The organism is Mesorhizobium sp. WSM4983 (assembly GCF_029625765.1).
Taxonomy (GTDB): Bacteria; Pseudomonadota; Alphaproteobacteria; order Rhizobiales; family Rhizobiaceae; genus Mesorhizobium.
The window spans coordinates 478,744-501,562 of the sequence record NZ_JARTVM010000003.1 but is presented as its reverse complement, the minus strand read 5'-3'; the positions used below and the strand labels follow the sequence as shown (position 1 = coordinate 501,562).

The following is a 22,819-nucleotide window of genomic DNA, read 5'->3' as shown; positions in this document are numbered from 1 at the left end:
ATTACAGCCGCTGCATATAGGGTCCGAGCGTGATCAGCGCGACGGCCGCGATCGCCAGCACGACGCCTGTCGCTTGGAAAGTGTTGAGGCGCTCTCCAAAGAAGACCAGCGCCACGATATTGACTGAGACCAGCTGGATCACTGCCGACAGGCTGAACGACACCGACATGCCGAATTCGCGGATCAGCCTGAGCATGATCAGATTGCCGGCGGAATAGAGCGCCAGCGTCAGCACGATCTTGCCGAGACTCGGCGCCAATCCCCATTGTTTGGCCGCCATCGCGGCCAGCAGGAAAATCACAGTCGAAACGCCAAGCTGCGCCAGTCCCCAGAGACTCACGTTCATCCCTCCCGAAGCGGCCTTCGCCGCGCCGCTCGCCGCTTTTGTTTCCGAAGCGCGCGAAGCCGTCAAGCTGATGGCGTCGGGCAAGCTACGGTGCGACGGGATCGAAGGCGGAATCTCGCAAGGCAAGCCCCGCAGCCATGGTTGGCGTCCTTGCGCCGAGCGCGCTCGGGAGTCTGCTCGCCGTGTGTTGTGGGCCTCGTGTGGCGCCAATGCGTGGGCGAACAGTCATCAGCCGGCAAATTGGCATTGCTCAATGGGGCTGATGTCACGAAAATGTGATCGGGCGCCTATAGGGATCGACCGGTTACCCGTTCCAGCCACCTCAAGAGCCAGAGGACAGCCCATGACCCAACCTGAGATTCGCTTCCGTACCAGCCAGCTCGAGGAGAATGACGGCCCGCCCGTCAATCCTACCGACAACCGCACGATGGGCGAGATCATCGCCGCGCGCTTCTCGCGCCGCGACTTCCTCAGGGGTTCGCTGGCTGTCTCGGCCATCGCCGCCACCGTGAGCCCGCTGGCGCTCGTCGCGGCAGACGAGGCGCGCGCCGCCGAGGTCTCGGCCTTCAAATTCGACGAGCTCGAGGCCGGCATCGACGACAAGCACCACGTCGCGCCGGGCTACGATGCCGACGTGCTCTTGCGCTGGGGCGACCCGCTGTTTACCGATTCGCCGGAATTCGACCCGGCAAAACAAACGGCCGGAGCCCAGGCAAGACAGTTCGGCTACAACAACGACTATATCGGTTATATCCCGATCGATGGCTCGGCCGAGCATGGCCTGCTGGTCGTCAACCACGAATACACCAACCCGCATCTGATGTTCCCCGGCATCGTCAAGATCGTCGACAAGGACGGCAAGAAGGCCGCCGAAGTGGCGCCGCTCAGCAAGGAGCAGGTCGATGTCGAGATGGCGGCGCACGGCGGCAGCATCGTCGAGATCCGCAAGGAGGGCGGCAAATGGCAGGTGGTGCGTGACGGCAAGCTCAACCGCCGCATCATGTCCACCACCGAAATGGCGCTGTCCGGTCCGGTAGCCGGCCATGATCGCGTCAAGACCAATGCCGACCCGTCTGGCACCAAGGTCTTCGGCACCCTCAACAACTGTGCCGGCGGCGTCACGCCCTGGGGCACCTATGTGATGGCCGAGGAGAACATCCACGGCTATTTCTCGGGCGAGCTGCCGGAAGGCCACAAGGAGGCCGCCAACTACAAGCGTCTCGGCATTCCGGAGGGCGCCTATGAATGGGGCGCGCATTACGATCGCTTCAACCTCGCCAAGGAACCGAACGAGCCCAACCGCTTCGGCTGGGTCGTCGAGGTCGACGTCAATGACCCCAATTCGGTGCCGAGGAAGCGAACCGCCATGGGTCGCTTCAAGCATGAAGGCGCCGAATCGATCGTGACCAAGGATGGCCGCGTCGTCTTCTATCTCGGCGACGACGAGCGCTTCGACTATGTCTACAAATTCGTCACCAAAGGCACGTTCAATCCGAACGACCGCGCCGCCAACATGAACCTGCTCGACGAGGGCACACTGCATGTCGCCAAATTCGCCGAGGACGGCTCGGTCGAATGGATGCCGATCGTGTTCGGCGAAGGTCCGCTGACGGCGGAAAACGGTTTCGCCAGCCAGGCCGACGTTCTGATCGAGACGCGTCGCGCCGCCGACCTGCTCGGCGCCACCAAGATGGACCGGCCGGAAGACATCCAGCCCAATGCCGGCAACGGCAAGGTCTATGTCATGCTGACCAACAATTCCAAGCGCAAGGCCGATCAGGTCGACGCCGCCAATCCGCGCGCGGCGAACGCCTTCGGCCACATCATCGAGATCGTCGAAGACGGCGGCGACTTCGCCGCCACCAAGGGCAAGTGGGAAGTGCTGCTGAAGTGCGGTGATCCTTCGGTGGCCGATGTCGGCGCCACCTTCTCGACTGCCACCACCGCCAATGGCTGGTTCGGCATGCCGGACAATTGTGCCGTCGACTCGGCCGGCCGCCTGTGGGTCGCGACCGACGGCCAGGGCCCGAAGGCCACCGGCCGTACCGACGGCCTGTGGGCGGTCGACACCGAGGGCGCGGCGCGGGCGACCTCAAAGCTGTTCTTCCGCGTGCCGATCGGCGCCGAGATGTGCGGCCCGCTATTCGCGCCGGATGACCAGACCGCCTTCGTCGCCGTCCAGCATCCGGGCGATGGCGGCGAGGACTGGGAAGCTTTTGGCCGCCCCTCATATTACGAGGATCCATCGACCCGGTGGCCGGACTTCAAGCCGGACATGCCGGTGCGTCCGGCGGTCGTTGCCATCACCAAGCAGGGCGGCGGCAAGATCGCGGTCTGATTGGCGACTCGCTTAAACAGGGGAAGGGTTGCGGTGATCCGCGACCCTCCTCACCTTGCGATTACTCCACGCCTCGGACCACGGCCATGTTCAGGGTGGTTCTCAACCGGAAGCCGATGGCCTCGTAGAGGCCGACGGCCGGAGCATTGCTGGCATAAGCGTGCAGGTATGGAACCTCGCCCCGCGCCATGATCCGGTTCGCCACGAACAGCGACAGCAGCTTGGCAAGGCCGCCGCCGCGGAAATCCGGATGCGTGCACACGCCGCTGAGCTCGGAGTAGCCGGGCTGCTTCATGCGCTCGCCGGCCATCGCCGCGAGCCTGCCGTCGATCTTCACGCCCCAGAACTCGCCGAGGCTCAAGGCTTCGAGCGTGAACGGGCCGGGCTTGGTGAGCGATGCCAGAGCGAGCATCTCGGCCGCATCGTCCGGCGTCAGTCGCTGCACGCGCTCGTCGGAGGCGGCCTCAACCGGCTGCTCGGCAACCATCTGCACCAAGGACGCGGTCGAAACCGCGGCAAGTTCCGAAGGCAGGGCGATCGGGTCCGTCTGAACCAGGATGGCGCTTTCAAGCGGCGGGAGCAGCTTGCCCAGGGCTTGTAGGCTTTCCGCATCGTCCGCAACGGTGGCGGCGAAGGGAACGATCGAAGGCCGGTACCGCCTGGCAAGGGTATCGCCTTCCGCAAAGGCCTGATGGCGCGTCGCCAATGCGCTCCAGATCGGACGGTCGAGAACATGTTTCATTGTGCGACGGCCTTGGGTGCGACTGCCTTGGCCTTGTCCGCCCGGCGGTCGAGCGGGGTCGCGGCCAGTCGATCCTCGATGGCGGCGAGCTGGCCAAGCAGCGGCCCGGAGAGGTCCGCGCACAATTCCGCGACCGCGCCCTCGATGCGCGGCCAGACGTCGTGCTTCGCGGCATCGACCAGCCGCTGGCCGTCCGCGGAGAGGGAAACGATCCGGCGCCGCTGGTCGTCATCCGATTGTGCGACCTCGACCAGGCCGAGCCCGGTGAGCAGCGACACGGCCCGCGTCACGCCCGGCTGCGCGATGCCGAGCGACTGCGCCAGTTCGCCGACCGGCAGCGGCCCCAGCCTGTCGAGCGCGGCGAGCAGCGGATACTGACTCGACTGGATCCGCACATCCAGGCGATCGAGCACGCGCTGCGTGTCGGCCTGCAACTGCTCGCCAATGCGCTTCAGCCTGCTGCCGAGGCAGAGAAAGCCGAGGGACCTCAGAACATCTTCCATCGTCGAACTGCCGGAACAAAAAGGATAACATGATATATAACATTGCATGGAAATTGGCAATATGGTTTCACGATGCAGCCGGAGCGCCGGCTTTGGCCGGTAGACATTCCCTCTTCATTCGCCGCCGATAGCATCCTATATGGCGCTGGCGCGACATGACCGATCCGTCGCGCCAAGGCGACTGATTCGAGGCCCGTGGGCTCCGGGTCCTTCTTCATCGGCATGCGGACGCTTGATGCCATCCCTGCGCATCCATATCGACAGGTTTCTTGACGGCGCGGCGCCCAAGGTGCCGCGGCGCGAGCTGTCGCATCTCGAGCGCCTGGCGCTGGTGCGGCGCCATGGCGACTTCTCGCTCGCCTATTCCACCGCCGTGCAGCAAAAGCTGTCCTACTTCAGCGAAGGCGATGGCTACATCGCATTCGGCACCAAGATGAAGCACCATTTCGCGCTTGGCGATCCGGTCGTCGATCTGCCGGACCGGCCAGGCTACATCAAGCGCTTCGTCGAGGCCGCCGGCGGCCCCTGGTTCGTTCAGATAAGCGCCGCCACGGCAAAGGTGCTGGCCGGGCTCGGCTATCAGATCAATCGGCTGGGCGTCGACACAAGGTTGCAGCTGCCGGCGCATGATTTCTCCGGCAAGCGCAACGAGACCGTGCGCTATTCGGAGCGCTGGCTGGCAAAGAAGGGCTTCACCTTCGCCGAGGACAGGGCCAACATGCTGCTCGACGAGGTTTCGCGGCTGTCCGAGAATTGGCGCGGCGAGCGCATCGTCAAACGTTGGGAGATGGGCTTCCTGAACCGCCCTTTCGCCGACCATCTCGGCGCCGACATGCGCCGCTTCGTCCTTCACGGCCCGCAGGGTGAGCTCGTCGCCATCCTCGATTTCGATCCGCTGTTCAGCAATGGCGAGGTCATCGGCTATACCACCGCCTTCAAGCGCAAGCAGGTCGACGCCACGCCGCATGCCGAGATCGGCCTGACCAAATTCGCCGTCGATCGCTTTCGCGAGGAGGGCGTTTCGGTGGTCACGCTTGGCCTGTCGCCGCTGCTCGACGTCGAGCCGAGCGGCTTTGCCGAATCGAGCTTCTGGCGCAGCACCTTCCGGCGCGCCTACGAGTCGCCCTGGGTCAACCGCTCGCGCTTCAACCTGCAGGGCCAGGCCGCCTTCAAGCGCCGCTTCCACGGGCTGGAGGAGCCGACCTACATTGCCTTCCGCAAGGGAACGCTGATGGAGATGCTTGGACTGCTGCGGCTGATCAAGGCGATTTGAAGCAAGCCCTGTTCGTCAATTCCTCAGCCGATACCCGGTCCTGAAAATCCACGCCACGATTGCGATGCAGGCGGCCAAAAACACCAGCGTCATGCCGAGGCTGACGCCGACCGAGACGTCCGCTTTGCCGTAGAAACTCCAGCGGAACCCGCTGATCAGGTAGACGACCGGGTTGAACAGCGTGATCGTCTTCCACATGCCGGGCAGCATATGGATCGAATAGAAGCTGCCGCCCAGAAAGGTGAGCGGCGTGACGATCAGCAGCGGCACCAGCTGCAGCTGCTCGAAGGTCTTGGCCCAGATGCCGATGATGAAGCCGAACAGGCTGAAGGTCACCGCCGTCAGCACCAGGAAGGCGATCATCCAGAACGGGTGCTCGATCCTGAGCGGCACGAACAGCGCCGCGGTCGCCAAGATGATCAGCCCGAGCATGATCGATTTGGTCGCCGCGCCCCCGACATAGGCGATGATGATCTCGAGATAGGAGACCGGCGCCGACAAGAGCTCGTAGATCGAGCCGACGAATTTCGGGAAATAGATCGCGAACGACGCGTTCGAGATCGACTGCGTCAAAAGCGAAAGCATCATCAGCCCCGGCACGATGAAAGCGCCGTAGCTGATGCCGTCGATCTCGGTGATGCGCGAGCCGATCGCCGAGCCGAAGACGACGAAATAGAGCGATGTCGAGATCACCGGCGAGACGATGCTTTGCAGCACCGTGCGGAACGCACGCGCCATCTCCATCCGGTAGATCGCCCACACTGCACGAAGGTTCATGGCCGCGCGCGGGTTCATGGCTCTTGCCTCAGCAGATTGACGAAGATCTCTTCGAGCGTGCTGTTTTTGGTATCGAGGTCGTGAAACTGAATGCCAGCGGCCTCGAGATCGCGGATCAGCGAGGCGACGCCCGGCCGGTCGCTCTGGCTATCATAGGTGTAGGTGAGTTCGTTGCCGTCCGCCGACAGCTCCAGCGCATAGCGCGACAGGCCGTCGGGCAACGCGGCGAGCGGCGCGCGCAGCTCCAGCGTCATTTGCTTGCGGCCGAGTTTTCGCATCAGCTCGGCCTTGCCTTCGACCAGGATGATCTCGCCGCGGTTGATGACGCCGACCCGGTCGGCCATGGCTTCGGCCTCCTCGATGTAATGCGTGGTCAGAATGATGGTGACGCCGTCCTCGCGCAGCCGCCTGACCATCGCCCACATGTCCTGGCGCAGCTCGACGTCGACGCCCGCCGTCGGCTCGTCGAGGAACAGCACGCGCGGTTCGTGCGACAGCGCCTTGGCAATCATCAGCCGGCGCTTCATGCCACCCGAAAGCGTAATGGCCTTGGCGTCCTTCTTGTCCCAAAGCGAGAGATCGCGCAGCACCTTCTCGACGAAAGCCTTGTCGGGCGCCTTGCCGAACAGGCCGCGGCTGTAGTTCACCGTCGCCCAGACCGTCTCGAAGGCGTCTATGGTGAGCTCCTGCGGCACCAGCCCGATCAGGCTGCGCGCCGCGCGGTAGTCCCTGCCGATATCATGACCATCGACGGTGACGCTGCCCGACGAGCGGTTGACGATGCCGCAGACGATCGAGATCAGCGTCGTCTTGCCGGCGCCGTTCGGCCCGAGCAGGGCGAAGATCTCGCCGCGCTCGATGTCGAGGTTGATTTCCTTCAGCGCCTTGAAACCGGTGGCATAGGTTTTCGTGACGCCGGAGATGGAGATGATGGGTGACATGCTGAAATATGGCCGGCTGGAAAACGTGACCTGATATAGGTCGGATGTCGTTTTATGCAAATCGGCAATCGACCGTGCTCCTGACAGTTCTCGACAGTCGCCGCCGCTCGCGGCCTCCAACAGCGCCGGCAAGCGGTCACGCGGTGCGTCTGTCCATGACCGCCCGACGCTGCGACAACGCGCCTCGCGTGACGCCGCGCCGCTTTGACCGATGCGTGTTCGAAGCCTATCCTTCAAGCCTGAATTGCAGCCGGAGCCCAGCATGGACCCGCTCATCCTGTCGCGCATCCAGTTCGGCGCGAATATCTCGTTCCATATCCTGTTTCCGGCGATCACCATTGCACTTGGCTGGGTGCTTCTCTTCTTCAAGCTCCGCTACAACGCCACCGGCGACTCGGCCTGGATGCGCGCTTATTTCACCTGGGTGAAGGTGTTCGCGCTGTCCTTCGCCATGGGCGTGGTTTCGGGCGTCACCATGAGCTTCCAGTTCGGCACCAACTGGCCGGGCTATATGGAAACGGTCGGCAACATCGCCGGCCCGCTGCTTGCCTATGAGGTGCTGACCGCCTTCTTTCTCGAGGCGGCCTTCCTCGGCATCATGCTGTTCGGCTTCCGCCGCGTCTCCAACCGCATCCACACGCTGGCGACCGTGCTGGTGGCGGGCGGCACCACGGTTTCCGCCTTCTGGATCATCGCGCTGAACTCCTGGATGCAGACGCCGGCCGGCTTCGAGATGATCGACGGCAAGGCGCATGCCCTCGACTGGTGGGCGGTCATCTTCAATCCGTCCATGCCCTACCGGCTGGTCCACATGCTGCTCGCCTCCGGGCTCACGGTCTCCTTCCTGATCGCCGGCTGCTCGGCGCTGCGCTACCTTTATGGCGACCGCTCGGAATCGATGTGGAAGGCGCTGCGCACCGGCGTCTTCGCCGCCGCCATCCTGATTCCGATCCAGATCTTTGCCGGCGACCAGCACGGCTTGAACACGCTCGAGCACCAGCCGCAGAAAATCGCCGCCATGGAAGCGAACTGGAACACCGGCGCCCACGTGCCGCTGGTGCTGTTCGCGCTGCCCGACGAGGCGGCCAAGGAAAACAGGTTTGAGCTCGCCATTCCCGACGGCGCCAGCCTGATCCTGCGCCACAGCACAAGCGGCGTCGTGCCCGGCCTCAACGACTATCCGGGCAACCACCCGCCGGTCTTCCCGGTGTTCTGGGGTTTCCGCGTCATGGTCGGCACCGGCATCCTGATGCTCATCGTCTCCTGGTCGGCGGCCTTCTTCCTCAAGCGTCGCCGCAGCCTGCCTAAGCCGCTGGCCCTGATCATGGTTCCGATGGCGCTGTCCGGCTGGCTGGCGACGCTGGCCGGCTGGTACACGACCGAGATCGGCCGCCAGCCCTGGCTGGTCACCGGGATATTGAAGACGGCGGATGCCGTCGGCCCGGTCGCCGGCAGCCATGTCGCGCTGACCCTGGCCGTCTATCTCATCCTCTATGTGCTGCTCTTGATCGCCTATCTCGGCGTGCTGGTGCATCTGGCGCTGAAGGCGGCCAAGGAAGGCGACACCTCGCCGCTGCCCGGCGTCATGAACGCCGCGATGTCGCAGCCGGCCGCCGGAGAATGAACATGCAGGCGCAAGACAAGCGGTGCGCTCGGTTCGATGCGGGACCCTCTTCTGAGGTCGGCGCTGCCCCTCACGTTGCGGTCGGCACGGGTGCTTCAAACAGTATGGCCGTCTGTCGGACCAATCTCGGTTGGAGGAAAGAAAGATGACCTTCGACTGGCCCACCGCGCTGCCGCTGATCTTCGCCGGCCTGATGGGCCTCGCCATCCTGATCTACGTCATTCTCGACGGTTTCGATCTCGGCATCGGCATCCTGTTCGCAGGCGCCGAAGATGCCGAGCAGGACACGATGATCGCCGCGATCGGCCCGTTCTGGGACGCCAACGAGACCTGGCTGGTGCTGGCGGTCGGGCTCTTGCTGGTCGCCTTCCCGATGGCGCACGGCACCATCCTCACCGCGCTCTATATCCCGGTGTTCCTGCTGCTGGTCGGCTTGATCCTGCGCGGCGTTGCCTTCGATTTCCGCGCCAAGGTGCCGGCCGGCAAGAAGCACCGCTGGAACCGTATCTTCTTTCTCGGCTCCACCATGGCCTCGCTGGCGCAGGGCTATATGCTCGGCGTCTATGTGCTCGGCCTCGATGTCGGCATTGGCGGCATGGCCTTCGGCGCGCTGGTCGCGCTCTGCCTGTCGGCGGCCTACGCCGCCATGGGCTCGGCCTGGCTGATCTACAAGACCGAGGGCGACCTGCAAGGAAAGGCGGTGCGCTGGCTGCGCGTCACGCTGGTGTTGACGGCGCTCGGCATGGTCGCGGTCTCTTTGGCGACGCCCTTCGCCAGCCCGCGCATCTTCGACAGATGGTTCCTCTGGCCGGAGATCCTCTATCTGTCGCCGCTGCCGATCGTATCGGCGCTCCTGTTCCTGTGGCTGTGGCGGCAGACGTTTCATCTGCCCAAGCCCGACGACCGGCATGCGCTGCGGCCCTTCCTGACCCTAGCCGCCATCTTCGCGCTTGGTTTCGCCGGGCTCGCCTGGTCGTTCTATCCCTATGTCGTGCCCGACAGGCTGACGATCTGGCAGGCCGCCTCGGCGCCCGAGAGCCTGGCCTTCATCCTGGTCGGCACCGTCGTCGTGCTGCCGATCATTATTTTCTATTCGTTCTACGCCTATTGCGTGTTCGGGGGAAAGGCGACGGATCTGACCTATGATTGAGGAGAGGCGTTGGTGACGGCGTCTTTCTCCCCGTCACCATACGGGGAGAAATGCCCGGCAGGGCAATGAGGGGCAGCGCAAACCTGTCAAGCAGAGCGGCGGCCCGTTCCTGCAAATGCCGGCGCCGCCCCTCATCCGCCTGCCGGCACCTTCTCCCCGTATGGTGACGGGGAGAAGGCCTAAGATGGTCATCCTCAGCTCTTGCTACTTGCCAGCACCAGCACCGGCTTCTCGCTGTAGAGCGCGGGAAACAGCGCTTTCAAATTCTCGATCTTCGGCAGGTCGTTGTAGACGATATAAGGGTAGGTCGGGTTCAGCGTCAGGAAATCCTGATGGTAATCCTCGGCCGGATAGAAGGTCTTGCCCGTCTCAAGCGTCGTCACGATCGGCTTCGAAAACACCTTGGCCTTGTCGAGCTGGGCGATGTAGCTCTCGGCGATCTTCTTCTGCTCGTCGTTCTCGGCGAAGATCGTCGAGCGGTACTGCGTGCCCTGGTCCGGCCCCTGGTAGTTGAGCTGCGTCGGGTTGTGCGCGATCGAGAAATAGACCTGCAGCAACTGGCCATAGGTGACCTTCGACGTATCGTAGGTGATCTCGACCGATTCAGCGTGGCCGGTGCGGCCGGTGCCGACGATCTCGTAGACGGCGTGCTCGGCGCTGCCGCCGGCGTAGCCGGAGACGGCCATGCTGACGCCCTTGACGTGCTGGAACACGCCCTGCACGCCCCAGAAGCAGCCGCCAGCGAAGATCGCTTTCTCCGTGCCGCCGCCGGCCTTTTCATCCATGGCCGGCGGTGGGATCACCACCGCGTCCTCGGCCGAACGCGCCGGCGTCTGCCAGAAGGCGGCCGCGGCCGCCGTCAGCACCAGCGCTGCAAGCGGGGCCAGCGAGCGCCGCGCCGCCTTTTTTTCGATGCCGTTCATATCGGATCTCCTTGTTCGTTGTTCCATTATATACGATGCAAGCCGCCGCTGGTTTCTCACTTTGCCGTGCGGCGGCTGCTGGCCGGCGGCGATTGTTGTCAAGAGACCGGGGCCGCTGACTTATTGCGCCGGCGCCATCGCGTCGGCAGGCTTCATCGCATCCGTGGCGGGCTTCATCGCATCCGCGGGCTTCATGGCATCCGTGGCGGGTTTCATCGCCTGGGACGCCATCGCATCGGGCTTCATTTTATCCGCGGGCTTCATCGCGCCGGTCGGCATCATAGCATCGGTCGCCGGCTTCATCCTTTCCGTCGCCATCGCATTGGCGGGCTTCATCGCGTCGGTCGTGTCGTCGGCGCGGGCGCCGGCAACCAACGCGGCAGCGGCAAGCGCGAAGGCCAGCGTCGGCAGCGTGAGGAATTTGGTCATGCTAGTTCTCCTTGGGTTGCGGCGCGCGGATGCGGGCCCTTGGTTAAGCGTTGCCGCTCTGATGCGGCCCGCGCGAAAAGAAAAATCAGTTTGCCGCGGCGGCCAGGATCGGCCCGCCGTCCGGCGTCTGCACCAGCACTGCCGTGCTCAAGCCCCCGGGTGCCGTAGGCAGCGGCAGCGTCGTCGCCTCGCCGTTCCAGCGGCCGAGCCTCTGCAGCGAATGCACGACATTGGCATGCGGCAGCGTGCGTCCGGTGTTCTCGCCGCGCGCCACCGGCACCTCGACGACGCGGCGTGCGTAGCGCACCAGCCAGACATCGGCCGCGCCACCGGGCGCCGTGCCGGCGCCGATGCTCACCTTGCCGTCGCCGAGCGAGAGCGCCGGACCCTTGGCGTACGGGGTTGTCGAGATCAGCCGCTCGATCTCGCCGGGCGCCGCACCGACGGCGTCAGCGCTGCCGTTCACCACCACCTGCGGCGTGAACGGCCCGTCATGGCCGAGCGGCGGCTCGTAGGCGACCTGGCGCTGGGTGAATTCCTGCCGGCCGAAAATGTCCTTCCAGCCGAGATAGTCCCAGTAGGTGACGTTGAAGGACAGCGCCAGCACGCCCGGCCGGTCCTTGACCTTGATCAGATTGGCATTGGCCGGCGGGCAGGACGAGCAGCCCTGGCTGGTGAACAGCTCGACCACGGTAAGCGGCTCGGCGGAAGCGGCATCGAGCGTGGCGGCAAGCGCAGCAAATGTCGCGCCGGCAAGCAGGCCGATCCTTGTCTTCAATCCGGTCATGGGAAGCAGTCTCCGTAGCGGGGCAATGCTCCCATTTCGCCGCCGCGGAGGACTTCGTTACAGCTTCACCGGTTTGTGATTGAGAGGCGCCTTCCCCTTCTCCCCTTGTGGGAGAAGGTGGATCGGCGCGCAGCGCCGAGACGAATGAGGGGCGCTCCAGCGGAGTGAGACGCTCGCGAGCGCGTCTGCTAGATTCTTGTCTAGACTTAAGGCGCCGCCAAGCTGGAGCACCCCTCATCCGTCGACTTCGGCGACACCTTCTCCCACAAGGGGGAGAAGGGAGGGCGCTACTGCGTCAGCACCGTCTCGGACGGGCGCTGATTGAAGGCGCATTTGCCGGTCACATTGTAGAAGAAGTCGGCATTGGAAACCGGCGCCGGCACAGGGTTGCCGCCGTCTTCCCAGGCCTGGTAGCCGGTCTGGCCGCAGGGCACCGAGGTGAAGATGTCGACTTTCTGGCCGGTCGCGACCTCGGGCATATTCGTCTGGCTGCTGCCGATGTAGAGCCGGTTCGAGGTGTTGGGATCGTTCGACTTCAGCACCTTCGGGTTGCCCGAGGGAACGTCCATTTGCAGATAGAGCTGGTCCATCTGGCTGACATCGATCACCGCGCCGGCGCCATTGGCCGGATAGAAGGTATCGGCGCAGGTCGTGACGTACTTGTTGCTGCCGCTGGTCTGGGTGATCGCCCCGTTCGGCAGATTGTTGAAATTGTCGACCGTCGAGGTCGTGCAGACCTGTTTCTGCACCACGGTCGTCGTCGACCCGTTGATGGTGCTCACCGTGGTTGTGCCGTAGCCCTTCGGGTCGCCATAGCCGTTGTAGTTATAGCTGATCGTCATCAGCGGCTTGGCCTTGGTCTGGCCGAACTGGGTGCCGTAGAGCGTCATCGTCTTGTTCCAGTAGCCCGACACCTTCGTCACCTTGAAGGTGGACTGCACCAGCGCCGGCATCTTGCGCACCGAGGAGCCGACGCCGACATCGACCGAATTGATCCTGGCGATCTGCATGAAACTGGTCGGCATCTGATAGGCCGCCGTGGCGCTGAACATCGCCGTGCCGTCGGCGGCGACGTTGACGGCGGTGAGCGTCGCGTCGCCCAGCCCGCTATTGGCGACATAGGCTTGCTGCAGCGCCGTCTGGCGGTCGGCCTTCGAGGTGGTGGTCGGCAGCGTGGTGATCGACAGGATCGCGGCGTCCAGCGCCTGCTGCATGTTGCTCCTGGTCGTCACCGCCGAGGTGTAGTCGACGGAAAAGCCGACCGCGAGCAGCAGCGGGATCGCCAACAGCGCCATCATCGGCAGCATCGAGCCGCCTTGCGATCGAACGAAATCTCTTGCCGACGAGAACATGCCCCAACCCCATACACACCCGGCAATGCAACCTGCCTGCCACCAGAGGTGGAGATATGCCCAAAATGAGTGCATGAAAGTTTAAGTGGATTTGAATTTTTGCGCGGAGGCGCCCCAGCCTTCAAACGCTTGCGCTGCCCCTCACCTGCCTGCCGGCATCCTCTCCCCGTGTGGTAACGGGGAGAGGGGCGCCCCCATCGACGATTTCGCCAATTTGGAACGCTGCAAGAAAGGTACCGAGGCGGCGGCCAGCCCCTTCTCCCCGTCACTTACGGGGAGAAGTGCCCGGCAGGGCGATGAGGGGCAGCGCCGGCCTCCGATCATTGGCCGTGTTCAGACATTGGCGAGCGTGTTTGCCTGCTCTGCTCCGATCTCCCCGGGCCCACCGCTTGCCCCTTAAACCCGCCCCTGCTAAAGCGCGCCGCATGACGACGCCCCTCGACCACATCCGCAATTTTTCCATCGTCGCCCATATCGACCATGGCAAATCCACGCTTGCCGACCGGCTGATCCAGCTCACCGGCGCGCTGGAGGAGCGCGACATGAAGGAGCAGGTGCTGGACTCGATGGACATCGAGCGCGAGCGCGGCATCACCATCAAGGCCCAGACCGTTCGGCTCAACTACCGCGCCAAGAACGGCGAGGACTATGTCCTGAACCTCATCGACACCCCCGGCCATGTCGACTTCGCCTATGAAGTGTCGCGCTCTTTGGCCGCCTGCGAGGGCTCGCTGCTGGTGGTCGACGCCTCGCAAGGGGTCGAGGCGCAGACCTTGGCCAATGTCTATCAGGCGATCGACAACAACCACGAGATCGTCGTGGTGCTGAACAAGGTCGACCTGCCGGCGGCCGAGCCCGAGCGCATCCGCGAGCAGGTCGAGGAGGTGATCGGCCTCGACGCCTCCAATGCCGTGCTGATCTCGGCCAAGACCGGCCTTGGCGTGCCGGACGTGCTGGAGGCGATCGTCCACCAGCTGCCGCCGCCGCGCGAGGGCGACATTGCAGCGCCCCTGAAGGCGATGCTGGTCGACAGTTGGTACGACGCCTATCTCGGCGTCATCGTGCTGGTCCGCGTCATCGACGGCGTGATGAAGAAGGGCCAGACCATCCGCATGATGGGCACCGGCGCAAAATATCTCGTCGAGCGCACCGGCGTCTTCAAGCCGGCCCGCGTCAATGTCGACGAGCTCGGCCCCGGCGAGTTCGGCTTCTTCACCGGCTCGATCAAGGAAGTGGCCGACACCCGCGTCGGCGACACCATCACCGAGGACCGCCGCCCGACACAAAAGGCGCTGCCCGGCTTCAAGCCGGCGCAGCCGGTGGTGTTCTGCGGCCTGTTCCCGGTCGACGCCGCCGATTTCGAGGATCTGCGCGCCGCCGTCGGCAAGCTGCGCCTCAACGACGCCTCCTTCTCCTATGAAATGGAGACCTCCGCCGCGCTCGGCTTCGGCTTCCGCTGCGGCTTCCTCGGCCTGTTGCATCTGGAGATCATCCAGGAGCGGCTGGAGCGCGAGTTCAACCTCGACCTCATCGCCACCGCGCCGTCGGTCGTCTACCGCATGAACCTCATCGACGGCACGACCAAGGAGCTGCACAATCCGGCCGACATGCCCGACGTGGTCAAGATCGCCTCGATCGAGGAGCCGTGGATCCGCGCCACAATCCTCACCCCCGACGACTATCTCGGCGGCATCCTGAAACTCTGCCAGGACAGGCGCGGCATCCAGGCCGATCTCTCCTATGTCGGCAAGCGCGCCATGCTCACCTACGATCTGCCGCTCAACGAGGTCGTGTTCGACTTCTACGATCGGCTGAAGTCGATCTCCAAGGGCTACGCCTCCTTCGACTATCACCTCACCAACTATCGCGAGGGCGACCTGGTGAAGATGTCGATCCTGGTCAATGACGAGCCGGTCGACGCTTTATCCATGCTGGTGCACCGGTCGGCGGCGGAAAAGCGCGGCCGCGCCATGTGCGAGAAGCTGAAGGAGCTGATCCCGCAGCACCTGTTCAAGATCCCGATCCAGGCCGCGATCGGCGGCCGCATCATCGCCCGCGAGACCGTCTCGGCGCTCAGGAAGGACGTCACCGCCAAATGCTACGGCGGCGACGTGACCCGCAAGCGCAAGCTGCTCGACAAGCAGAAAGAGGGCAAGAAGCGGATGCGGCAGTTCGGCAAGGTGGACATTCCGCAGGAGGCGTTTATCCAGGCGCTGAAGATGGGGGATTGAGAAAGGATGGAGCTTTAGTGCAGGTATTCCCTATTTGAATTTAAGAAAGGTGGCTTTATCTGCCCGGCTTGGAGCGAGCGGTCCATTTCTTCCAAGTCCTCAATCATAGAATCGCGGTCAACATACCGATAGCGCCATGAGCTAAAAATTCTTCCAGGGCCCAAAGACCGCTTTGCGTTAGTTATATACGAACGAGCGGTCGTGTAATCATCTGATAGCGCGTAGCACAGTGCCAAACATTGAAAATAGTTTGCCCCGTGCGGGCTAATCTCCTTTTTGTCGGATGACACCAAGTAGGTTATAAGCTCATAGGGCGGGGTCCCATTCAGTCCCCATTGGGCCATGGCGAAATTAAATATCGCAGGGGTATCGCCACCCGAAACCAGCTCAGACCTGTCCGATGATATGAAGCTCACTGCATCTGCGAACTGTCCGAGCCCAATGAGTGTAAGCGCAAAATGATTTCTGACGAAATCGTTGGTAGCCTGTTCATTATTAATGAGGGATCGCTCGAAAATCTTATAAGCTATTTTTAGCCCGTTTGTCTCGGTCATCAACACCTCTGATAGCCTGGACAGATCCGAAGATTCTAAGTTTAGAAGAGCAGGCGAAACCTCCAAAGCCCTGTACCAGTCGGGATCGATGGCCCTTAAGGCTTCTATAGCCGACGTCAATTCGATCGGTCGTGTGGTCTCGGAGGCGACCACTGCCAACAAGTCGTCTCTAGCCTCAGCCACTCGTGATTGGCTCATAAGGTTAAAGGCGCGCCGCAGATGCACGTTGGCAGAATTGTAACCCGCCGTAAGCGCGTCATTCAGGGCATTTAATTCATTAGACAGATTGCCAAGGGATTTATAGACGGTGGCCAAGACCCACGCCACCTCGCCATCCGCTGAGTGGATGCGACCAATCTCATCGAGCAGACCGATCGTTTTCGTGTCCCAAGGTTTGCTATCCGCTCTCCTGCGACCATTGCGGCCCTCGCCATACTCAAGATGTCGTCTGAGCCTCTGAAGCGAAGAAAGAGCACCTTCCCGATCTTCGATGTTAAGCTGTACAATAGATTTCGTAAGGCCACGATATTCCTCGGCCAATCTCGAGTTAGGCCTGGATAGCGTGAATATGCTTTGATCAATCAAAGACATGCTATCATAATGATGAATCACGGCAGAGGCCTCATCATACTTGAGACGTTCGCTAGCTAACTCCATCATATGCTTCAAGATGCCTTCCTCATCATCGAGGTCCGGAACGTTTGATGGCACAAACAAGAGCTCGGTCTTTCGAGATCGAATGAGAGAATCGATTCGTATCTCACTTGCTATAGATTCAAGTCCGAAAATGTTCTGTTCATTTGGAAAGAACATAACGACCACTACGTCCGCAAGTTGGCGAGTGCAAATCCCGCCAACATCGGTGTAACCAGTTCTGCTATCTACCAGAACGTAGTCAAAGTTTCGATGGTCGTCTTTAAGTTGCTGACGCAGGTCCTCGAAAAGGAGATATCCATCGCGATTGACGTAAAGGTCTTGCCAATCGATTGAAGCTAGCTTTGCTCCATAGCTCTCACCTCTGCGGCCTGCCGGAAATGCCCAGACTGGACGAATTTCGCCGTCGGTGGAGAAAGAGCATTCGACGATAAAGTCAGAAGCATTAGGAGCCTTAAGGGTTTCAGCAAATTCGGAAACATAGTCAACAATTCCAGGACACTCACTCGAATGCTGAAAAGGTCTATAAGTGGAGATACCAGGTGCCTCCAAGTCAAAATCTAAGATCAAAACACGCCGGCCACGCTTCGTCAGCTCGGCCGCGGTGTTCATGAGAGCCATCGTTCGGCCAACGCCGCCTTTGTACGAATAAAATGTTATCACAAACATTCAGGCGACCGCCTCTAAGTTCCGGCGAAGCCTGAATATTTTAGCATCGCTTATTGCGCGTTCTGACAGCGGCGTACGGAAAGATGGCTCCAAAGGAGGCATGCCATCATTTAAAAGCTGGATGAAACGAAAGTTTTGCGGCATGCGAAGCAGGCGCAAATATCGATCTGCGGACAGATTCTGTATTTGATGGGCGCTTTCCCAACGTTTGATAGAGGCCACACCAAAACCGGTCAGTTCTGCAAACTGCTCCTGCGTTAGCCCGTAAGAATCCCGAATCGCCCAAACCTCCTTAGGTGCGAGGCGGCCCAGATGTAAGCAAACAGCTTCATGCCGAAGGTCTTCCGCCTCGCCTCCGGTAAAGCTCTCTCCGCATTTAATGCACGACCAAACAGGCACGTTTGCGGTCAATATTACTGCATCGTCTCCTGAGCCGTACGGAAACTGCTCGGTCTGTATCGTCTTGACCAGAGCCTTCGCCCCGCAGAGTTCACAAGTTTGGGAGTCGGTGGTCATGCACGTCCCTTTCGTCGTTCGATCAGAACAAACGATCTCTTCACAATGGTGCCCTTTGGAGGGTTGTCTTCGTGAAAGCTTCGGCCAACTACTTTGTCGGAGCCCATCTGAAGCTTTACATAAATAGCTTCAACCGCCGCATGGCCGGCCACTTTAAAGACAAAGCCTGTCTTTCCGGGTGGATGATCCAGTACGATGGTTTCAACCGGGCATCCGCTTTCAAGGCAATCAGCGATGTATTCCCATGCCGAATCATCGGTAAAATACTCCTCCGGGGACCGAGGATCCCTAAGAGTTCTTGGCTGCCATCTGGTCGGCGCATCGGGCGTGAACAGGGCCACCCTAGTTCGCCTTGAGCGACATCGGGCTACCATCAGCTTGCGGACTTGGAGGCTTATGTCTTCGCGATCCTTGTCCACGAGCCCACCCTTTGTCGGTATCAAATGATACTTTTTCTCTTGAGTCAACCCGGTGGCTAATCAATCATTGATAGGACGGTACCAAATGCGCACCTCGGATACCGTCGCCGCAATCGGCCTCGCCATCGGCGGCGCGTTGGCATGACGGGGACCTTCGATGCCAGCGATGCGCTGCGTGAGACGCTGTGGACCATCGACGGTGTCGGCATCGTCGTCGCGGCAGCGCTGCTCACCATGAAATACCAGCGGCTCGGCAATGACCTCGTCGCGGCCGGCTTCCTGACTTTCCTCGCCGGCGAAAGCCTGCTTCTGGCCGGCAATGCGGCGGGGCTGCAGGTTTCCGTGCCTTCCTATGCGGGCGCCATTGCGCTCTGGGCGGCGGGGCTGGTGATGGTCAGCGCGCAAGCCAATTTCGCGCTGTGGATGCGGCTCCCGGCTTTCGTCGCCGCCGTGCTCTTCGCCGTCTCGGTCCTTATGATCCTGTGGGCGCGCCGCTGCTGCCCACGTCGTCGCCGCTGCCGGCGCTCGGCTATCCGTTCCTGGTGCTGACCTTCATCGGCTGGATCTGGACTTTGCTGCAGCCGGAGCGTTGAGTGCCTAGGCCATGGCCGCGCCGCTCGAACTCCGCAACAGCCCGTCGGGAAAGATCCTGCCCGCCGTTGGGCCATTCCTGATCGGCGGCATTTTCGGTTTCGGCGCGCTGCAGGGCGCGGCTTCGGGGGCGGATGGCGGGCATGTGCTGTGGATCGCGCTGCTCGGCGCCGCTTGTCTCGGACTCGGCGCGTTCATCGCGCGCGGCGCCTTCGACACTTCGGTCAAGGTCGTGCTGGACAGCCACGGCTTCCGCGATGCTCGCGCCGGCGACGTGCTGGTGCCCTGGAGCAAGGTGCAGAGCGTGCGGCTCGCCGCCGGCGGCAAGGGCGCGGCGATGCTCAATTTCGAACTCACCGAGGAGCCGCCCGACGCGATCAAATACGCCGCCGCCAATGCCTTCGGCCTGATGCCCTTCGGCAAGACCACCGTGCACATGGAGATCTCCTCGCTCGACATCCACGACCAGGACTTGATCGCGGCGGTGACGACATTCGCGCCGCACGTGGTGGTGAGGCGCTGATCTCCCCCCTCGAGGGGGAGATGTCGCCAAAGGCGACAGAGGGGGTCGCCGCGCGTGGAGCGCCGACGCCGTGCGGCACGAGATGAAGTCGGCGTTCTACGCGCAAGGACCCCCTCTGACCGCTTCGCGGCCATCTCCCCCTCGAGGGGGGAGATTACCGGTGCTTCCCGTGCTCTACTCCCCCTCGGGAACCCTCGCCATGATTCGCGCTCTGCTCGCCGCTCTTCTCCTCACCGCGCCGGCCTTCGCCGCCGACATGTCGGTCTTTGTCCGCAACCAGCGCTCCGACGGCGTCGCGCTGGAACTGTTCAGCCGCGACAGCGAAAAGGTCTGGCCGGGCGGCGACAAGGTTTTCTTGATCCGGCCGCAGGCGCGCAAATCCGTGCCGATCTCCTGCGAGCCCGGCGAGCACATCTGCTGGGGCGCCTGGGTGGTCGGCAACGATTCCGTCACCGCCGGCGTCGGCCCCGACAACGACCAGCCCTGCGACACCTGCTGCTTCATCTGCGTCGAGCATTCGACCGAGACGGTGGATCTGGCGGAGTAGGGCACCCCTTCTCCCCTTGTGGGAGAAGGTGGCTCGGCGCGCAGCGCCGAGACGGATGAGGGGTGTTGGACGGAGTGCGATGTTGGAGAATTGGACGAAATGAGGCCGAGTCTTCCGCCATGCCGCATCAACCCGTAACCCCGGCCAAGCGCAATTTCGCTCGTCGGATGCGCCGCGAGTCGACAGAGGCGGAGGGTCGTCTGTGGCAGGAGCTGCGCGGCCGCCGTCTCGACAAGATCAAGTTCCGCCGGCAGGTGCCAGTGGGTAGATTCGTTGCCGACTTCGTTTGCGCCGAGGCTCGGCTTATCATCGAAATCGATGGCAGTCAGCATGCGGACTCGCCCCACGACCAGAAGCGCGACGCCGAATTGAAGGCGAGGGGATTTCGCGTGTTGAGGTTCTGGAATGACGACGTTCTGAAGGACCTCGATGCTGTCTGCGATACCATCATTGCCTATGTGCGGGACGAAGATCTGCAGCCTTGGCGATGATGCCGATGGGCGTATTTGCCAAGCTGGAGCACCCCTCATCCGTCTCGGCGCTGCGCGCCGATCCACCTTCTCCCACAGGGGGAGAAGGGAGCTTGCCCCTCCCTTGGCCCATCGCTCCCGCCTTTATCCGCCGGCCCGTATCGGCTAAGGGGCAGGCACCAAAACCTCTTGCCCGGACTTGCCACCGCCAAATGACCGCCAAGCCAAAACCGCTCTTCCTCGGCATCGACACCGGCGGCACCTATACCGATGCCGTGCTGTGGTCGGAGGAGGGCGGGCCCCTGGACAACCCAGATAAGGGCAAGGTGCTGGCCAAGGCCAAGGCGCTGACCACGCGCCACGACCTCGCCGTCGGCATTTCCGGCGGGGTCGACGCGGTGCTGGAGAAATCCGGCACCGACCCGGCCGCGATCAAGCTGGTGTCGATGTCGACCACGCTGGCCACCAACGCGCTGGTCGAGGGCCAGGGCGGGCGCGTGGCGCTGGTGATGATCGGCTTTGCCGAGGCCGACCTTGCCCGCGACGGGCTGAAGACGGCTCTCGGCAGCGATCCGGTGGTGTTCTGCCCCGGCGGCCACGACGTGCACGGCAATGCCGCCAAGCTCGATCTTTCCGGCCTCGAGGCGGCGTTGCCGGAGCTTGGGGGTTCGGTGTCGGGCTTCGCCGTCTGCGCCTATTTCGCCACCCGCAATCCGGCGCATGAGCTCGCCGCGCGCGACCTGATCCGCGAAAAAACCGGCCTGCCGGTCACCGCCAGCCACGAGCTTTCGGCCAAGCTCGGCGGCCCGCGCCGCGCGCTCACCACGCTGCTCAACGCCCGGCTGATCTCGATGATCGACCGGCTGGTCGCGGCGACCGAAGGCTTTCTTGGCCGTCGCGGCATCGCCGCACCTTTAATGGTGGTGCGCGGCGACGGCGCGCTGGTGTCGGCGGCCTTCGCCCGCCAGCGGCCGATCGAGACCATCCTCTCCGGCCCGGCCGCCAGCCTGGTCGGCGCCCGCCACATGACCGGGCTGGACGACGCCATGGTCTCCGACATCGGCGGCACCACCACCGACGTTGCGGTGCTCGATAGCGGCCGGCCGCGGCTCGATCCGGAAGGCGCCACCGTCGGCGGCTTCCGCACCATGGTCGAAGCCGTCGCCATGCGCACCTTCGGCCTCGGCGGCGACTCCGAAGTGGCGCTGGAGGACGGCGCGCTCGACCCCAAGATCCTGCTCGGGCCGCGCCGCCTGGTGCCGCTGGCGCTGGCCGGCCTGGCGCATGGCGAGGCGGTCACCGCCGAGCTGGAGCGGCAGCTGCGCGCGCCGAATCCCGGCCGCATGGACGGGCGCTTTGCCGTGCGCACCGGCGTGCCGGATCGCCTCGCCGCCGGCCTCACCGCGCCGGAAGCGAAACTCTACGAGGCGATCGGCGCCACCCCGCTGGCGCTTGACCGGCTGCTCAGCTCCAACGCCCAGAACGCTACGCTCAACCGGCTGGTGGCGCGCGGCCTGGTGCACATTTGCGGCTTCACGCCGTCCGACGCCGCCCATGTGCTCGGCAAGCAGTCGAACTGGGATCCCGCCGCCGCGCGTCTCGGCGCCGAGCTGTTTTCCCGCCGCCGCGACGGCCGCGGCCAGGCGATCGCCGCGACGCCGGAAGCGCTCGCCCAGCGCGTGCTCGTCACGCTGACGCGCTGGTCGGCCGAATATATTCTCGAAACCGCCTTCGCCGAGGACGGGCTGGACGGCGCCGCGACCGTCGCGCACGCGCTGGTGCAGCGCGCCGTCGATGCGCATCCCGGCATCGCCCGCTTCAGCGTCGCGCTCGACCGGCCGGTGATCGGCCTCGGCGCCTCGGCGCCGCTGCATTACGCCGGCCTGCCGCCGCTGATCGGCAATGGCTGCATCGTGCCGGAGGACACCGACGTCGCCAACGCGCTCGGCGCCGTCGTCGGCCAGGTGCGGGTCTCAGCCGAAGCCCGCGTCAGCCAGCCCAGGGAAGGGCTTTTCCGGCTCGCCTCGGGGCAGACGGTGCGCGACTTCACCGAGGAGGAGAAGGCGATCGCCGCGGCGGAAGCCGACGTGCGGGCGATCGTTGCCGAACGCGCGAAGAATGCCGGCACCGACAGCGCCGAAATCGATGTGTCCACCGAGTTCAAGGTCTCGACGGTCGAGAACCAGCGCATGTTCATCGAGGCGCATGTGGTGGCGGTGGCCTCAGGGCGCCCAAGGATTGCGGTGTGAGCGCGCCTTCCCCCTTCTCCCCTTGTGGGAGAAGGTGTCGCCGGAGGCGACGGATGAGGGGTGCTCCAGGGAACACCAGCGCCGCATTCCGCTGGAACACCCCTCATCCGTCTCGGCGCTTGCGCGCCGATCCACCTTCTCCCACAAGGGGAGAAGGGAAACCGCGCCGCACCTTCACCCTAAGCCGAATTGACCCTTGAACCCCAAACAT

General features: G+C 63.3%; 22 protein-coding genes. 10 read left to right on the top strand and 12 right to left on the bottom strand.

Annotated features, from left to right (window positions below):
- Position 1: 1 nt before the first annotated feature.
- Entirely contained in the window at positions 2-340 is a 339-nt protein-coding gene (locus P9254_RS13325) for a hypothetical protein (protein ID WP_067324604.1), read from the bottom strand.
- Positions 341-689: 349 nt separating this feature from the next.
- Between P9254_RS13325 and P9254_RS13320 the strand changes: the two genes are divergently transcribed.
- The gene (locus tag P9254_RS13320; RefSeq protein WP_278055108.1) at positions 690-2,684 is read left to right on the top strand and encodes a PhoX family protein; all 1,995 of its coding nucleotides are present in this window, start codon (positions 690-692) and stop codon (positions 2,682-2,684) included.
- Between the two features lie 61 nt (positions 2,685-2,745).
- Here P9254_RS13320 and P9254_RS13315 read toward each other — a convergent pair whose 3' ends face one another.
- Both P9254_RS13315 and P9254_RS13310 read right to left on the bottom strand, forming a co-directional pair.
- A complete protein-coding gene (locus P9254_RS13315; RefSeq protein WP_067323405.1) occupies positions 2,746-3,426 on the bottom strand; it encodes a GNAT family N-acetyltransferase in 681 nt (226 codons plus the stop codon).
- Entirely contained in the window at positions 3,423-3,929 is a 507-nt protein-coding gene (locus P9254_RS13310; RefSeq protein ID WP_067323402.1) for a MarR family winged helix-turn-helix transcriptional regulator, read from the bottom strand. Before P9254_RS13310 ends, P9254_RS13315 begins: the two co-directional genes overlap by 4 nt.
- Positions 3,930-4,164: 235 nt before the next feature.
- On the opposite strand from P9254_RS13310, the gene P9254_RS13305 reads away from it, so the two are divergent.
- On the top strand, positions 4,165-5,202 hold the full coding sequence (locus tag P9254_RS13305; protein WP_067323399.1) for a phosphatidylglycerol lysyltransferase domain-containing protein: 1,038 nt from the start codon (positions 4,165-4,167) through the stop codon (positions 5,200-5,202).
- Between the two features lie 15 nt (positions 5,203-5,217).
- On the opposite strand, the gene P9254_RS13300 is transcribed toward P9254_RS13305, so the two are convergent.
- Positions 5,218-5,979, bottom strand: a complete 762-nt coding sequence (locus tag P9254_RS13300) for an ABC transporter permease (RefSeq protein WP_067324602.1) — start codon at positions 5,977-5,979, stop codon at positions 5,218-5,220.
- Positions 5,980-5,993: 14 nt separating this feature from the next.
- Entirely contained in the window at positions 5,994-6,920 is a 927-nt protein-coding gene (locus P9254_RS13295; RefSeq protein WP_278055104.1) for an ABC transporter ATP-binding protein, read from the bottom strand.
- A 262-nt stretch (positions 6,921-7,182) separates the two neighbouring features.
- Here P9254_RS13295 and P9254_RS13290 point away from each other — a divergent pair, with 262 nt between their 5' ends.
- A complete protein-coding gene (locus P9254_RS13290) occupies positions 7,183-8,544 on the top strand; it encodes a cytochrome ubiquinol oxidase subunit I (RefSeq protein WP_127325792.1) in 1,362 nt (453 codons plus the stop codon).
- A 145-nt stretch (positions 8,545-8,689) separates the two neighbouring features.
- Positions 8,690-9,694 (top strand): cytochrome d ubiquinol oxidase subunit II, encoded by a 1,005-nt coding sequence (locus P9254_RS13285; RefSeq protein WP_278055102.1) that lies wholly within the window; start codon positions 8,690-8,692, stop codon positions 9,692-9,694.
- A 194-nt stretch (positions 9,695-9,888) separates the two neighbouring features.
- Here the strand turns inward: P9254_RS13285 and msrA are convergent, their stop codons facing one another.
- The 4 genes from msrA to P9254_RS13265 form a co-directional block, all read right to left on the bottom strand.
- Positions 9,889-10,617 (bottom strand): peptide-methionine (S)-S-oxide reductase MsrA, encoded by a 729-nt coding sequence (gene msrA / locus P9254_RS13280; RefSeq protein ID WP_278055100.1) that lies wholly within the window; start codon positions 10,615-10,617, stop codon positions 9,889-9,891.
- 120 nt (positions 10,618-10,737) lie between these two features.
- On the bottom strand, positions 10,738-11,046 hold the full coding sequence (locus P9254_RS13275) for a hypothetical protein (protein WP_278055098.1): 309 nt from the start codon (positions 11,044-11,046) through the stop codon (positions 10,738-10,740).
- A gap of 85 nt (positions 11,047-11,131) precedes the next feature.
- On the bottom strand, positions 11,132-11,833 hold the full coding sequence (locus tag P9254_RS13270) for a DUF1223 domain-containing protein (protein WP_278055096.1): 702 nt from the start codon (positions 11,831-11,833) through the stop codon (positions 11,132-11,134).
- 287 nt (positions 11,834-12,120) lie between these two features.
- Entirely contained in the window at positions 12,121-13,185 is a 1,065-nt protein-coding gene (locus P9254_RS13265) for a TadE/TadG family type IV pilus assembly protein (protein ID WP_278055095.1), read from the bottom strand.
- A 425-nt stretch (positions 13,186-13,610) separates the two neighbouring features.
- Here P9254_RS13265 and lepA point away from each other — a divergent pair, with 425 nt between their 5' ends.
- Positions 13,611-15,416 carry a translation elongation factor 4 gene (gene lepA, locus P9254_RS13260; protein WP_095782361.1) on the top strand — a complete coding sequence of 602 codons (1,806 nt, stop codon included), beginning with the start codon at positions 13,611-13,613 and terminating at the stop codon, positions 15,414-15,416.
- 14 nt (positions 15,417-15,430) lie between these two features.
- On the opposite strand, the gene P9254_RS13255 is transcribed toward lepA, so the two are convergent.
- From P9254_RS13255 to P9254_RS13245, 3 genes are read right to left on the bottom strand one after another with little or no spacing between them, the layout of a single operon-like run.
- Positions 15,431-17,293 (bottom strand): KGGVGR-motif variant AAA ATPase, encoded by a 1,863-nt coding sequence (locus P9254_RS13255; RefSeq protein WP_278055093.1) that lies wholly within the window; start codon positions 17,291-17,293, stop codon positions 15,431-15,433.
- Positions 17,294-17,809 carry a type II TA system antitoxin MqsA family protein gene (locus tag P9254_RS13250; RefSeq protein WP_127213845.1) on the bottom strand — a complete coding sequence of 172 codons (516 nt, stop codon included), beginning with the start codon at positions 17,807-17,809 and terminating at the stop codon, positions 17,294-17,296.
- Positions 17,806-18,150: a hypothetical protein gene (locus P9254_RS13245; protein WP_127213846.1), complete on the bottom strand. Its 345-nt coding sequence runs from the start codon at positions 18,148-18,150 to the stop codon at positions 17,806-17,808. The genes P9254_RS13250 and P9254_RS13245 overlap by 4 nt, the downstream gene beginning before the upstream one ends.
- A gap of 219 nt (positions 18,151-18,369) precedes the next feature.
- Between P9254_RS13245 and P9254_RS13240 the strand changes: the two genes are divergently transcribed.
- The 5 genes from P9254_RS13240 to P9254_RS13220 all read left to right on the top strand — a co-directional run bounded on the left by P9254_RS13240 (position 18,370) and on the right by P9254_RS13220 (position 22,608).
- Positions 18,370-18,777: a hypothetical protein gene (locus P9254_RS13240; protein WP_245456837.1), complete on the top strand. Its 408-nt coding sequence runs from the start codon at positions 18,370-18,372 to the stop codon at positions 18,775-18,777.
- A gap of 55 nt (positions 18,778-18,832) precedes the next feature.
- A complete protein-coding gene (locus P9254_RS13235; RefSeq protein ID WP_278055089.1) occupies positions 18,833-19,342 on the top strand; it encodes a hypothetical protein in 510 nt (169 codons plus the stop codon).
- Positions 19,343-19,541: 199 nt separating this feature from the next.
- Positions 19,542-19,889, top strand: a complete 348-nt coding sequence (locus tag P9254_RS13230) for a hypothetical protein (RefSeq protein WP_127242250.1) — start codon at positions 19,542-19,544, stop codon at positions 19,887-19,889.
- Between the two features lie 119 nt (positions 19,890-20,008).
- Positions 20,009-20,380, top strand: a complete 372-nt coding sequence (locus P9254_RS13225) for an endonuclease domain-containing protein (protein WP_278055219.1) — start codon at positions 20,009-20,011, stop codon at positions 20,378-20,380.
- A gap of 191 nt (positions 20,381-20,571) precedes the next feature.
- Entirely contained in the window at positions 20,572-22,608 is a 2,037-nt protein-coding gene (locus P9254_RS13220; protein ID WP_278055087.1) for a hydantoinase/oxoprolinase family protein, read from the top strand.
- Positions 22,609-22,819: the final 211 nt, after the last annotated feature.